This is a genomic window from Arthrobacter sp. 147(2020), from assembly GCF_013116715.1.
Taxonomy (GTDB): Bacteria; Actinomycetota; Actinomycetes; order Actinomycetales; family Micrococcaceae; genus Arthrobacter_D.
Window position 1 is genome coordinate 30,981 of sequence record NZ_JABFOM010000013.1, and the last position, 13,086, is coordinate 44,066.

Annotated in this window: 17 protein-coding genes; 13 read left to right on the top strand and 4 right to left on the bottom strand. The window is 65.5% G+C overall.

The window, feature by feature from the left end; translation table 11 throughout:
- Positions 1-54 precede the first annotated feature (54 nt).
- Together fmdA and HMI58_RS10350 are read right to left on the bottom strand one after the other, a co-directional pair.
- Positions 55-1,311, bottom strand: a complete 1,257-nt coding sequence (fmdA, locus tag HMI58_RS10345) for a formamidase (protein ID WP_171619574.1) — start codon at positions 1,309-1,311, stop codon at positions 55-57.
- Between the two features lie 31 nt (positions 1,312-1,342).
- Positions 1,343-1,633: a zinc ribbon domain-containing protein gene (locus HMI58_RS10350; RefSeq protein ID WP_171619576.1), complete on the bottom strand. Its 291-nt coding sequence runs from the start codon at positions 1,631-1,633 to the stop codon at positions 1,343-1,345.
- Positions 1,634-1,781: 148 nt separating this feature from the next.
- On the opposite strand from HMI58_RS10350, the gene HMI58_RS10355 reads away from it, so the two are divergent.
- From HMI58_RS10355 to HMI58_RS10385, 7 genes are all read left to right on the top strand, one after another.
- Positions 1,782-2,138, top strand: coding sequence for an SMR family transporter (locus HMI58_RS10355; RefSeq protein ID WP_171619578.1), 357 nt, complete (start codon positions 1,782-1,784; stop codon positions 2,136-2,138).
- Positions 2,138-2,455, top strand: a complete 318-nt coding sequence (locus HMI58_RS10360; RefSeq protein WP_171619580.1) for an SMR family transporter — start codon at positions 2,138-2,140, stop codon at positions 2,453-2,455. The genes HMI58_RS10355 and HMI58_RS10360 overlap by 1 nt, the downstream gene beginning before the upstream one ends.
- Positions 2,456-2,531: 76 nt before the next feature.
- The gene (locus HMI58_RS10365) at positions 2,532-2,786 is read left to right on the top strand and encodes a hypothetical protein (protein ID WP_171619582.1); all 255 of its coding nucleotides are present in this window, start codon (positions 2,532-2,534) and stop codon (positions 2,784-2,786) included.
- Between the two features lie 95 nt (positions 2,787-2,881).
- Positions 2,882-3,658, top strand: coding sequence for a MerR family transcriptional regulator (locus HMI58_RS10370; RefSeq protein ID WP_171619584.1), 777 nt, complete (start codon positions 2,882-2,884; stop codon positions 3,656-3,658).
- Entirely contained in the window at positions 3,655-4,395 is a 741-nt protein-coding gene (locus HMI58_RS10375) for a GPP34 family phosphoprotein (protein WP_171619586.1), read from the top strand. Before HMI58_RS10370 ends, HMI58_RS10375 begins: the two co-directional genes overlap by 4 nt.
- Positions 4,396-4,501: 106 nt before the next feature.
- Positions 4,502-5,095: a small multidrug efflux protein gene (locus HMI58_RS10380; protein WP_171619588.1), complete on the top strand. Its 594-nt coding sequence runs from the start codon at positions 4,502-4,504 to the stop codon at positions 5,093-5,095.
- 63 nt (positions 5,096-5,158) lie between these two features.
- Entirely contained in the window at positions 5,159-6,082 is a 924-nt protein-coding gene (locus HMI58_RS10385; protein WP_171619590.1) for an NmrA family NAD(P)-binding protein, read from the top strand.
- Here the strand turns inward: HMI58_RS10385 and HMI58_RS10390 are convergent.
- Positions 6,072-6,428 (bottom strand): lycopene cyclase domain-containing protein, encoded by a 357-nt coding sequence (locus HMI58_RS10390; RefSeq protein ID WP_171619592.1) that lies wholly within the window; start codon positions 6,426-6,428, stop codon positions 6,072-6,074. The two genes, HMI58_RS10385 and HMI58_RS10390, sit on opposite strands and share 11 nt — an antisense overlap.
- Complete coding sequence (locus tag HMI58_RS10395; RefSeq protein ID WP_171619594.1) at positions 6,425-6,769, bottom strand: lycopene cyclase domain-containing protein; 345 nt, start codon at positions 6,767-6,769, stop codon at positions 6,425-6,427. The genes HMI58_RS10390 and HMI58_RS10395 overlap by 4 nt, the downstream gene beginning before the upstream one ends.
- A gap of 216 nt (positions 6,770-6,985) precedes the next feature.
- Between HMI58_RS10395 and HMI58_RS10400 the strand changes: the two genes are divergently transcribed.
- From HMI58_RS10400 to rbsD, 6 genes are all read left to right on the top strand, one after another.
- The gene (locus HMI58_RS10400; protein WP_318779188.1) at positions 6,986-7,999 is read left to right on the top strand and encodes a LacI family DNA-binding transcriptional regulator; all 1,014 of its coding nucleotides are present in this window, start codon (positions 6,986-6,988) and stop codon (positions 7,997-7,999) included.
- Positions 7,996-9,531: a sugar ABC transporter ATP-binding protein gene (locus tag HMI58_RS10405; RefSeq protein ID WP_171619598.1), complete on the top strand. Its 1,536-nt coding sequence runs from the start codon at positions 7,996-7,998 to the stop codon at positions 9,529-9,531. The genes HMI58_RS10400 and HMI58_RS10405 overlap by 4 nt, the downstream gene beginning before the upstream one ends.
- Positions 9,524-10,507 (top strand): ABC transporter permease, encoded by a 984-nt coding sequence (locus HMI58_RS10410; RefSeq protein ID WP_171584502.1) that lies wholly within the window; start codon positions 9,524-9,526, stop codon positions 10,505-10,507. Before HMI58_RS10405 ends, HMI58_RS10410 begins: the two co-directional genes overlap by 8 nt.
- A 68-nt stretch (positions 10,508-10,575) precedes the next feature.
- On the top strand, positions 10,576-11,517 hold the full coding sequence (locus HMI58_RS10415) for a substrate-binding domain-containing protein (RefSeq protein WP_171619600.1): 942 nt from the start codon (positions 10,576-10,578) through the stop codon (positions 11,515-11,517).
- Entirely contained in the window at positions 11,514-12,578 is a 1,065-nt protein-coding gene (locus HMI58_RS10420) for a ribokinase (protein ID WP_171619602.1), read from the top strand. Before HMI58_RS10415 ends, HMI58_RS10420 begins: the two co-directional genes overlap by 4 nt.
- Positions 12,575-12,958 (top strand): D-ribose pyranase, encoded by a 384-nt coding sequence (gene rbsD, locus HMI58_RS10425; protein ID WP_171584499.1) that lies wholly within the window; start codon positions 12,575-12,577, stop codon positions 12,956-12,958. The genes HMI58_RS10420 and rbsD overlap by 4 nt, the downstream gene beginning before the upstream one ends.
- The last annotated feature ends 128 nt before the right edge of the window (positions 12,959-13,086 follow it).

The window sequence follows — 13,086 nt, forward strand, 5'->3', positions numbered from 1 at the left end:
GTGGTTCCGCCAGATCCTCGAATCAGATCTTACTGCCATCCGACGCTGTGGGGATCAGGCGTTGGCAGACCTGGGCGCCCCCATCCCCGGGTCGATCTGGTGTGGGCCGGCGGCCGATGGACGGATGTCGAACTCGAAGATCGACGTCGGGATGTAGACGGTCGAGCAGGAGTTGGGAATGTCGACGACGCCGGACAACCGGCCTTCGATTGGCGCCGACCCGAGCAGCAGGTAGGCCTGTTCCGGGCTGTACCCGAACTTGGTCAGGTAGTCGATCGCGTGCAGGCACGCCCGCTGATAGGACAGGTGCGAGTCGAGGTAGTGCTGTTTGCCGTCCAGCGTCACCGAGGTGCCGGAGAAGGCGATCCATTCGCTGTACCGGGGGTCGACGATGCCGGGCATGAAGATGGCGTTCTCGCTCACCCCGTAGGTTTCCATCCCGCCCTTGATGACGTCGACCCGCAGGTCGATGAACCCGCCCATCTCGATGGCACCGCAGAAGGTGATTTCGCCGTCGCCCTGGGAGAAGTGCAGGTCCCCGAGCGACAGGTTCCCGCCGTCCACGAACACCGGGTAAAAGATGCGGGACCCCTTGGACAGGTTCTTGATGTCCTGGTTGCCGCCGTTCTCCCGCGGCGGTGCGGTACGGGCCGCTTCGCCCGCCACCCGGTCAAAGTCCGACGCCGGCACTCCCCCGAGCACCGCGAACTGCGGTTCCGGTGGCAGCGCCAAGGGCGGGACCCGGGTGGGATCGGTGGCGATCAGGTCGCCCTCCCGCTTGTTCCATCTGGCCAGCAGTTCGGCGGACGGGGCAGTCCCCATCAGCCCCGGGTGGATCAGCCCCACATAGGACACCCCGGGGACGTGTCTTGAGGTTGCCACCTGGCCGGTGAAGTCCCAGATGGCCTTGTACGCGTCGGGGAACTGCTCGGTCAGGAAGCCGCCGCCGTTGTTCCGCGAGAAGATCCCGGTGTACCCCCACCCCTGCCCGGCGAGCGGGCCGGAGTCCTCCTGCGGGATCGGGCCGACGTCGAGAATATCGACGACCAGCAGGTCCCCCGGCTTGACGCCGTCGACGGCGAACGGACCGCTGAGCTTGTGCACGGTCAGCAGGGGTGCGTTGAGGATGTCGTCAGCGGAGTCGTCGTTCACGATCGCCCCGTCGAACCATTCCCGGCAGTGGACCCTGAAGGAATCCCCCGGTTTGACCGTGGCGACCGGTGGGATTTCCGGGTGCCACCGGTTGTGGCCGAGCTTCTCCTGGTCCTCGAACTTCCTGGTGGAATCGAGCGGGAATATCACATCGGGCATCTGATCTCCTCTGATCTGGCCGCGGCTGGGTTCAGGGGCGCGGCAACTTATGGTGCAGTGGGTTGGAGGTGTAGGGCTGGCTTCGACGCGGTGCTCCCCCGGGCAGCGAGCCGGAGACCACCTGGGGTTCCGAGGCGCTGCGATGGGTTGAGTCGATGAGTTGGAAGGCCGCCGATGAGGTTTTGGAGAGGTTGGGTACGCTGATCTTCCGTTGGGACGCCTGCCCACAGGTGGGGCAGGGCTGCAGCTCGGACGCCGCCCCCATCGGGCTGATGACCTCGAAGATGCTGCAGGCGGGGCAACGGTATTCATAGATCGGCATCGGCCGGACCGTCCTCTCTGGGGTGACGGCGACGGTAGTAGCGCGCGAATTTGCTGTCAATGGGTGCCAACTCGGCGGCCGCTGGCCCTCGCGGCTACACTCACACAGCGAGCTTCCACCACCAGCTGACCGAGCAAGGAAACGACCGATGAACAAGACCGTCAAGGGATGGCTGCTTTTGGCCACCGCGATACTGGCCGAGGTGACCGGGTCTCTGTCCCTCAAGGGGGCGCTTGACCAGCCCGCGCTGTACGCCGTGGTCGCGGCCGGCTATGTGGGCGCGTTCATCCTGCTCGCCATCGTGCTTCGCACCGGGATGGCGTTGGGAGTCGCCTACGGCATCTGGGCTGCGGCCGGCGTCGCACTGACCGCTATCGGATCGCTCCTTGTGTTCGGAGAGCCGATCACCCCGCTGATGGGCCTTGGCATCGTCGTCATTATCGCCGGGGTGCTCTGCGTCGAGCTGGGCGCCCAGGCCGCACACGACAAGCCGGGGGTGGCGTAGTGGCCTACCTGTTCCTCCTCGGAGCAATTCTCTTTGAGGTCGGCGGCACCGTCTCCCTCCGCCTCGCGGTTGATGACAAGCGCTGGTACGGCGCCGTCGTCGTCGGCTATCTTGTTGCCTTCACCATGCTCACTCTCACCCTCGCCGCTGGCGTCCCCCTCGGGGTGGCCTACGGGATTTGGGCGGCGTCCGGCGTCGCGCTGACGGCGGTGATTGGCAGATTCCTGTTCAAGGAACCCTTCACCTGGCTCATGGGACTCGGGATTATCCTGATTGTCGGCGGCGTCCTGCTGATCGAGCTCGGCGCAGCCCACTGACCTGAGTTCCAGCTGTTCGGCGGCATGGTCGCCTGAGCTTGAGTGCCGCTCAGGCTTCCTCACGAGGATGAACCAGTTGTTCGCGCTGCCAGTCGTCGACGTCGCGCAGCCATTCCAGCGGCGCGTCGGGCCCCACCCGGGGATCGTGGGGGTCGACGCCACGTTGGTGGCCGGGGATGACGGCGTGGACGCCGTCGGCCACGCCGTCGAACTGCCGCAGCGCGGTCAGGTAATCTTCCAGCGGGTCAGCCGGCTCCAGCCTTCAGCGACCTGCTTCAGCATGGGAATGCCTTCCCCTCGTGACGTGCACCCACCTGTGGAGCGACGGTAGTACCGGCCACCTTTGTTGGCAAGACCTCTTGACTGTGTGGTGACCACATGGTGTTCCCTTGGAGGGAACGAACAACGGGAAGCGGAACTTCAGACATGTCATGGAGCACACGGGAGGTCGCGGATCTCGCGGGCACCACGGTGAACGCCGTGCGGCACTACCATCAGATCGGCCTCCTGGAGCAGCCGGACCGGCTGTCGAACGGCTACAAGAAGTATCAGGTGCGTCACCTGGTCCGGATTCTCCAGATCCGGCGCCTTCGCGAGCTGGGCGTCCCGCTGGATCAGATCGAGAAGGTGGGGGTGGGCGGCGACACCTCGGTGGAGGCGCTCCAAACCATCGAGGCTGACCTCACCACGACAATCGAGCAGCTGGAGCGCGCACGCGCCGAGATCAGGTCGATCCTGCAGGGGTCGGCTGCCGCGGACCTGCCGGCAGGGTTTGAGAACGTCGGAGCCCGGCTCACCACCGGCGAACGGTCACTGATGCTGATCTATTCGCAGCTGTACGACGACGAGGCGATGGCCGATGTGCGGGACATGGTGGCCGCCGAGGTGGATGACGCCAGCGTCGCCCTTGACGCGTTGACCCCGGACGCCGATGAGCGTACCCGCCAGCAGTTGGCCGAGGATTATGCGATACCGATGGTGCGTGACCTGACGAAGTACGCGTGGCTGACCGACCCGGGAGCGCATCAGTCCAAGGGGCCGCACGTGACCCGGGAGACGCTGATGGAGTCTGTCGCTGCCCTCTTCAATCCGGCGCAGCTGGATGTGCTGGGCCGCGCAAGCCTGCTGGCGATGGAGCGGTTGGCCGCGGACCGGGCCGCAGCTGCGCACACCAACCACGACGACGGCGAGGAGCCAGCATGACCACCAACGACGACGTACCTGCCACCGAGACAGACCAACCGGAGTCCGGCCAGCCCGACACGATCCCCGCCGACCGCACCCTGGTGGAGGACGTCCTGCTGCTGCTTTTCCAGCCGGACTCGGGAACGATCGCGGGCGAGAACATCCTGTTCTACGTCCTGGGCGGGGCTGCCGTCGCGGAACTGGCCCTGTCCGGCCGCGCCGAGCCCCGCCCCACCGGGCTCTTTTCGAAACCGATCCATCCGATCGGCACGGTCCCGCCCACGGACAATCTCCTAACCCTTGCGTGGGACTATCTCACCGAGAAACCGAGGGGCGCGCAAACCGTCCTCGCTGCGATCGGGCCGCAGCTGCGAGCGCCGGTACTGGATCGTCTGGTGGCACGCGGCGACCTCCGGAGGGAGCGCTACAAGTCTCTTGGCTTCATCCCGTCGACGAGGTACGTCCTGAACAGCGGACGACGGGAGGACCTCCTAGGCCGTGTGCAGGGGGTCCTGCTCCGCGGCGAGAATCCCGACCCGCGAACCGCGGCCACCACTGCCCTGCTCTCCGCGAGCGGCACCCTCCCCCAGTTCCACCGCGAGATCCCCTGGAGCGGTGCGGTCTACACCCGCGGCAAGGAACTGGAGAAGGGCGACTGGGGTGCGGCTGCCGCATCGTCGGCGGTTACCCGGACCATGACGGCAGTTATCACCGGTGCGCTGAGTGCGGTGGCCGTGCAGGTGCCTCGCCCCTGATGGGTCTTGACCCTGTGGTAACCACACGGTCTTGACTGGATTGGTACGACCCCGATGGGCGCGAAAAGCCTGTCGGTAAACCACCAATCACCGAAGGAAGACCACGATGTCCAACCCGTACGAAGGGTTCCAAAACTTCATTGACCAGCTGCCCGACGTCGTCCAGCCCCTAATCGTCGCCGCACTGGGAATGATCCCTTACGTCGAAGGCGAGGGCTCGGCGGCACTCGGCATTATCGCTGGGATCAACCCGATCGTCGCCGCCGTCGCGGGGGCGGCCGGCAATATCCTTAGTGTCATCGCCGTCGTGCTCGTGAGCTCACGGATCCGCCAGTCGGTCGTGGCCCGGCGAGCCGCGAGCGCCGACGCCTCATCGGCTCAGGGCACCACCCTGACGCTCGACCACCCACACCGGTCAACGGCCGAGAGTAGCCGGGACGACCTTCAGGACGACGGCGGTAAACCGACGCGTCGAACGAAGGGTCGGAAGCGGCTCAACGACTGGATGCATCGCTTCGGCGTTCCCGGGGCAAGTTTGCTCGCTCCGCTCGCCCTGCCGACACAACTCACGGCGGCGTTCTTCGTCGCCTCAGGGGTCAAGAAGAGCTGGGTCATTCTCTGGCAGGTCGTGGCCATCGTGCTGTGGACCGGGCTGGTTGCAGCAGCCGCGTTGGGCTTCATCAGCCTCCTGGGCTGGTGACTTCACCTTGACCCCGCTGGCGTCCGGCCGGCGGGTCAGCATTGATCAGTACTCTTAGGTCTTATGACCACTGAAATCCTCGTTGCTGGTGCGACCGGCGACCTCGGGCAACGCATCGTCAGAGAGCTCCTGCTTCACGACGTCGACGTCCGGGTCCTCACCCGGCCGGGCAGCGGACTGGCCGAGGAGCTGTACGGTTCCCATCATCCCCGGATCAACATTGTGCGGGCCGCCTACACGGACCCAGTCGCGCTGGGCACCGCAATGAGCGGCGTGGAGGCGGTCATCTCCGCAGTCAGCGGTACCCGCCCGGTGATTGTCGATGCCCAACGCGCACTCCTCGGTGCCGCCGTCGACGCCGGCGTGGCACGATTCATCCCCTCCGACTATTCATCTGATTACCGTCGGATCTCGGTTGGGAGCAACCGCAATTTCGAGCTCCGGAGAGAGTTTGCTGCCGACCTCGACACGGCACCGATCCGCGTGACCTCGGTCCTCAACGGGGCGTTCATGGATATGCTCACCGGCCAGATGCCGATGATCTCGTTCACCCGCCGCCGGGTGATGTACTGGTCGTCACCGGATCAGATCCTCGATTTCACCACCAAGGACGACGTCGCAGCAGTGACCGCCCTCGTCGCCCTCGACCGGGACGCGCCGCGCGTCGTCGAGATCGCCGGAGACCGGGTGAGCGCCCGGGATGTGGCAGCGGTCCTGACGGAGCTCACCGGCACCCCGTTCAAACTGCAGTGGGCGGGGACCGCCGGTTCCCTCTCGGTGATGAGCAAGGCGATGCGCCGCTTCTCGAAGGACGGCGCCGAGCCGTTCCCTGCCTGGCAGGGTATGCAGTATTTCGTCAGCATGTTCAGCGGGGAGGCGCAGCTGCACCATGTCGACAATCTCCGCTACGGTCAGCGCGAGTGGACCACCGTGCGGGACCTCTTGGGCGCCCACCTCGCCACCACTGACCAACCGGTCACGGCGTAGTTGTGGGGTCCGCCGTCGGCGGAGTAGGCCCCGCCGTCTGGCATGCGGCCCGGCCTGGAATCAGCGCCCACAGCGCTGGCAGCAGGATGCACGCACCGACGGTATAGGCGAAGTCCTCGATCGGGGCCAACCCCAGCCGGACACCCAGGATGAGGTCGGGGTTGTAATCGACGATACCGATCGCGATCAGCACATTGTCGAACACAGCCGTGGCGACCAGCAGCACGAGCAGGGTGATACCGACTGACCGTCGGGTGGGGAGCTGACGACGTCGTGTCCGGCACGCCCACGCGCCGATGGCCAGGATCGGGACGAAGAAGATGACGTTGAGGACCAGATACGTCATGCAGCCACCCTCCGCTCACGCTTATGGTCCCGTTTTTCGTCCCACACGGCGACCGCACCCAGCACATTGAGGGTGGTGTAGCAGAGCAGCGCGAGGAAGAACACTTCCTCGAGGGGCAGTTCGGGGGCGAGCAGGATTCCCGTCATCAGGTCAGTCACGCCACGGAAGAAGATCCCGAGCTCAATGCCGAACAGGTCCCAGACAATGAAGAAGCTGATCCCCAGAAGCATGGTCCAGGTCGCCTTGCGGGCGTCCCGCCAGAAGGTGAGGCGGAACCTCCAGTCCAGGAGCATCGAACCCCCGAGCGAGAAGAGCAGCGCCCCCAGATAGATCAGGCCCATTCCCTACCGCCTACTGCGGGCTGTCCGGCGCCGGGCTCCATACGTTTTCTGCACATACCCCTCATTCTTCCCCACCTGCTGACGGCGTTTGCTCGCAACCATCCGCTCCGCCGGTTCAAGCTATATCGAGGGACGCGTTGACCGCCTCCAGAACCTGTGGCATAGTTTGGAATCGATTCCATGGAAACGATTCCATGGCGGCCGAGGAGCAACAGGGTGCGATCACTGACGATCAAAGACGTCGCCGACAAGGCGGGTGTCTCAGTAGCAACTGCATCCCGCGTGCTCTCAGGACATCCCTCCACCTCCGCCGAGGCCCGCACCGCCGTCACCGAGGCAGCCCAGGAACTCGGCTTCCGGCCCAACGCGCAGGCCCGCTCCCTCCGCAAGACCACCACCGAAACCATCGGCCTGGTCCTCCCTGATGTCCGCAACCCCTTCTTCGCCGACCTCGCGCACGCCATCGAACAGCGCGCCCGCGATTTCAAGTACCTCACCCTGTTCGGCAACGCCAATGAAAGCGCTGAGCAGCAGGATCGCTACTTCGACGTGATGCTCTCCCAGCGCGTCGACGGACTCATCGCCGCACCGCTGGGCGACCTCGCGAGCCTGCGTAGCATCCTCGACAGCGGCATTCCCACCGTCTTCGTTGACCGCGTCATCGCTGACACCGACGTCCCGAGCGTCACCCCCGACAACGTCACCGGGGTCCAGGAAGCCGTCCGCCACCTGACCGACCAGGGCCACCGCCGCATCGGCTACATCGCCGGACCGCAGTCCACCTCCACCGGCCGCGAGCGGCTCGCCGCCTACCAGGACGCGCTTGCCAGCACCGAGGCCGACGACGACGCCGACCTCATCTTCTTCGGCGACTTCCAGGCAGCCAGCGGCGCGGCTGGAGCACGGCACCTTCTCGAACTTGCCGAGCCGCCGACCGCACTCCTCGCCGCTGACAGCCTCATGAGTATCGGTGCCATCGGGGTCTGCAACGAGCGGGGTATCGGAATCGGAGCTGACCTTGCCTTTGTGGCGTACGACGACATCGAAGCCTTCGCCCTCCTGAACCCAGCGCTGACCGTCATCGCTCACGACGTCGACGCCATGGGCCGTCAGGCCGTCGAAATGCTGACCCAGGTCATCGCCGGGGAAACCCCCGCATCAGTCATCCTTCCCAGCAGGCTCATCATCCGTGGCTCCACCCCGCCCCTCCCAGGAGGCACAGCACTGTGAACACCCAACCCATCCTCACCCTGGACAGCGTCACCAAGTCCTTCGGACCCGTCACCGTCATCAAGGGGGTGACGGTCAACGTCTACCCCGGCAAGGTCCAGGTGCTGCTCGGCGAGAACGGTGCCGGCAAATCCACCCTGATCAAGATGATGGCGGGAGTACACCAGCCCGACGGCGGCCGCATCCTGGTCGACGGCAAGGAAGTGAAGATCACCGACACCAAGGACTCCGAAGCCCTTGGCATCGCCACCATCCACCAGGAACTCAACCTCGTGGGCTCCATGACCGTTGCCGAGAACATTTCGATGGGTCGCTTCCCCCGGCGCTTCGGCCTGGTGGACAAGCGCAAGATGCGCGAGACCGCCCGGGAGGCCCTGGCGATGATCGGCCTCGACATCGACGTGGACCTCAGGGTCGACGACCTCGGCATCGCCCGCCAGCAACTCGTCGAAATCGCCAAGGCACTCAGCCTCAACGCGCGGATGCTGGTTCTCGACGAACCAACAGCGGCCCTCACCAAGCGGGAGATCGCCGCACTGTTCGCCGTCGTCGAGGATCTCCGCAAGCGCGACGTCGGAATGGTCTTCATCTCCCACCACCTGGACGAAATCGCCTCGATCGGCGACTCGGTTTCAGTGCTGCGCGACGGCGAATTCATCGCTGAGGTGCCCGCGGACACCCACGAGGACGAGCTGGTCCGCCTGATGGTGGGCCGCTCCATCGAAGCGCAGTTCCCCCGCCGCCGCGAATGGGACGGTCCCGCCGACACCCTCCTTGAGGTGAAGGGGCTCTCCACCAAGGGAGTCATCAACGACGTCACGTTCTCGGTGCGTGCGGGTGAGATCGTGGGTCTGGCCGGCCTGGTCGGCGCAGGCCGCACCGAAGTCATCCGAGCCATCGCCGGAGCCGACCCGTATGTGGGCGGCAGCGTCAAGGTCCGCGGCAAGGACCTCCCCAAGTCCAACATCGGCGCGGCCATCAGGGCCGGCGTCGGGCACGTGCCTGAGGACCGGAAGGGCCAGGGCCTCGTACTCGGCGCGACGGTCAACGAGAACGTGGGCTATGCGACGCTCGCCTCGACCTCGAAGTCCGGTCTGGTGGACCGGTCCGGTCAGCGCAGCCGGGCGCAGGACATCGCTGACAAGCTCAGGATCCGGATGCACACCCTTGACCAGCCGGTCGGTTCGCTCTCGGGCGGAAACCAGCAGAAGGCAGTGTTTGCCCGGTGGATCGTGGCGAACTCGTCGGTGCTGCTGCTCGATGAGCCGACCCGCGGCGTCGACGTCGGCGCGAAGGTAGAGATTTACGAACTGATGAACGCGATCACCGCAGCCGGTGGCGCCGTCGTCATGGTTTCAAGTGAACTCCCCGAGGTTCTCGGGATGAGCGACCGGATCCTGGTGATGAGCGGTGGACATATTTCAGGTGAACTGGCGGCCGAGCATGCCACACAGGACGCCATCATGACGCTCGCCGTCCGCGACGTGCAGCGCGATCTCGAAGACAAGTCAATGGAGGACGGGCATGAATAAGGTAGCAACCACCACCGCGCGGAAGCAGGTGTCCAGCGGTGCGAAGGCGAAGAAGTTCCTCGCCGACAACGGGGCGCTCGTGGGCCTGGTGGTGCTGGGCCTCGCCCTGTTCATCGCCACCCCCGACTTCCTGACCGGGCCCAACCTGCTGAACATCGGCATCCAGGCGTCGGTCATCGCGGTTCTGGCATTCGGGCTGACCTTCGTCATCGTCGCGGCGGGCATTGACCTGTCGGTCGGCTCCGTGGCGGCGCTGTCAGCGATGGGCTCCGCATGGATCTTCTCGACGGGCTCGATGCCGGGCTGGGTTGCCGTCGTCGGCGGTCTCGCGATCGGCACCCTGAGCGGTGCGGTGAGCGGGTACGCGGTGGCGTTCGGCAGGCTGCCGTCGTTCATCGCCACGCTGGCCATGCTGAGCATCGCCCGCGGCCTGACCCTGGTCATCTCCGATGGCCGCCCCATCGCCACCGCGCCCGAGGTGTCCTTCCTCGGCGGGAACCTGGGGATCATCCCGATGCCGATCGTGGTTCTGGTGGTCGCTGGCCTGGTGGCCGCGTTCATCCTGAACTTCACGGTGATGGGCCGCTACATGTACGCGGTGGGCGGCAACCGGGAAGCCGCACGGCTCTCGGGCGTCCCGGTCCGCAAGGTCCTGGTGACAGTCTTCGCCCTGTCCGGGTTGTTCGCCGCCGTCGCGGGTCTCCTGCTGTCCGGACGGTTGGATTCCGCGCAGCCACAGGCAGCGTCCGGGTATGAACTGGACGCGATTGCCGCCGTCGTCATCGGTGGCGCGTCGCTGGCCGGCGGCGTGGGTCGCATCACCGGCACCCTGGTTGGTGCGCTGGTGCTGGTGGTCATCCGCAACGGCCTGAACCTGCTGAACGTCTCCTCGTTCTGGCAGCAGGTGGTGATCGGCGTGGTAATCGCCGTTGCCGTCGGCATCGACTCCCTGCGCCGCAAGAACTCACCGCACTAAAACTTCCCTCCCCCGTAATCGACCGATCAATCACTGAGTAAGTTCATTCACCGAGTAAGGAATCAACAATGAAGTTCACTTCCCGCAAGACCGCCGCACTGACCGTGTCACTGGCACTTGCCCTGAGCGTGACCGCCTGCAACCGCGACAGCGGCGAAAGCGCCGAGGGTTCGGCGTCGGCCACGCTCGCCGTATCCACCCTGAACAACCCGTTCTTCGTGGAACTGCGCGATGGTGCCGAAGAAGCAGCCGAGGCTGCCGGCATGGAGCTCGACGTCGTCGACGCGCAGAACGACTCCGCCACGCAGACCAACCAGCTGGCCACCGCCGCCACCAGCGGCACCGACGCCGTTCTGATCAACCCAGTGGATTCCGACGCAGCTGCCGCCTCGGTGGCACCGCTGATCGAGGCGGACATCCCGGTAGTGGCAGTTGACCGCACCGTCAACGGCGCCGAGGTCCAGTCCCTCGTCTCCAGCGACAACGTAGCGGGCGGCCGCCAGGCAGCCGATGAGCTGGCAGCAGCCATGGGCGAAGAGGGCGAAGTGATTGTCCTCCAGGGCGTCGCCGGCACCTCAGCCAGCCGCGACCGCGGTGCAGGCTTCGAGGAGGGCATGGCTGCCTACCCCAACATCACCGTTGTGGCGATGCAGACCGCCAACTTCGACCGTGCCGAGGCACTGAACGTTGCCACCAACCTGCTGCAGGCCAACCCTGATGTCACCGGCATCTTCGCCGAGAACGACGAAATGGCGCTCGGAGCCATCCAGGCCCTGGGCGACCGCGCGGGCGACGACGTCAGCGTTGTTGGCTTCGACGGCACCGAGGATGGTCTTGCTGCGATCGAGGCAGGCACCCTGACCGCGACCATCGCACAGCAGCCAGCCGAGCTGGGCCGCCAGGCAGTTGAAGTTCTGGAACAGATCCTCGCCGGCGAAACCGTCGAAGAGACCATCCCCGTTCCCGTCACCACCGTGAACGCTGACAATGTCGGAGAATTCACCGAATGAGCACTGAGCCGTCGGGCGTCGTCGTCGTAGGGTCCATCAACGCCGACCTCGTAGTCACCCTGGAACGCCACCCCCAGCCGGGCGAAACCCTGCTGGGGCGGACCATGGCAGTGATGCCCGGCGGCAAGGGCGCCAACCAAGCCGTTGCTGCGGCGAAGCTTGGCGCCCGTACCGTCATGATCGGCGCAGTCGGTCAGGACACGTATACAGAGGTTGCCCTGTCCGGGCTGCACGACGCCGGGGTTGATACCGGGGCCGTGGAGCGCGTCGCTGGTGTCAGCACAGGCGTCGCCATTGTGGAGGTCGACGACTCAGGCGAGAACACCATTGTGGTGATCCCCGGCGCGAATGCCGAGGTGACCCCCGAGCTGGTCGACGCTTCATCGCAGGTTATTGCCGACGCCGCCGTGCTGGTGCTACAGGGTGAGATCCCTGCGGGGTCGGTCACGGCGGCAGCCGGGGTGGCTAGCGGCCGGGTGGTCATAAACCTGGCGCCGGTCATCGTGTTGGACCGTTCGACGCTGCTCCGGGCCGATCCGCTGGTGGTCAACGAGCACGAGGGCGCGCTGGTGCTGGCTCAGCTCACCGGGTCTGCTTCTGGTGGGGCTTTGCCTTCCGAGGCTGCTGATTCTACTGAGCCTGCTGTTCCTTCTTCGCAGGCTGCGCCTTCCAACCACGCTGTTCCTTCCCAGCACGCCGCGACGGCGCGGGCACTGGTTGAGTGTGGGTTTGCTTCGGTTGTTATGACTCTTGGTGGGAGTGGCGCTCTGCTGGCTACTGCCTCTGACCTGCTGGAGATCCCTGCGCCGAAGGTGCCCGTCGTGGACACCACCGGCGCCGGTGATGCTTTCACGGGCGCGTTGGCTGCCCGGTTGAGTGCCGGGGATTCGCTGCCCGACGCTGTTCGGGTTGCCGTGCTGGTCGGAGCGTACGCCGTCGGGACCGAGGGCGCCCAGCCGTCCTACCCGTCGCTTGAGGATCCGTTGCCTGCTGCACCGGGAACCACCGCACACTCGCTTGCGGGTGCGCAATCATCTGCTGAACAGGACACTGACGCGTGAAGAAGACCGGAATCCTCAACGGACCCCTGAATGGGATCCTCGGCACTTTGGGTCACGGACATTTAGTGGTGATTGCCGACGTCGGGATGCCACTGCCCGACGCGGACACGGTTGTTGATCTGGCGCTGGTGAAGGGCATCCCGTCTTTCACCGAGGTGCTGCAGGCTGTGCTGGCTGATGTTCAGGTCGAGTCGTCGCTGCTGGCCTCCGAAGCGACCGGATCTTCCGTTGAGACGATCGTCCGCGCCGAAGGGCTGAATCCGGACTTTGTGAGCCACGAAGACCTGAAGGCTTTGTTGCCCTCGGCACGGTTGATCATTCGGACCGGCGAGGCGACTCCATACGCCAACGTGGTGTTGCGCTGCGGGGTCACCTTCTAACAGCTGTCAGGCGGACCTGGTGGGTCGCTGGTTGTGCTGTCTCACTGGTTCGGTGCGTCCCGGAGACGTTCTTGCTCACTGGCTAGATTTGCCCCTTAGCTCGTCCTTCGCCCTAAGCATCGTGGACA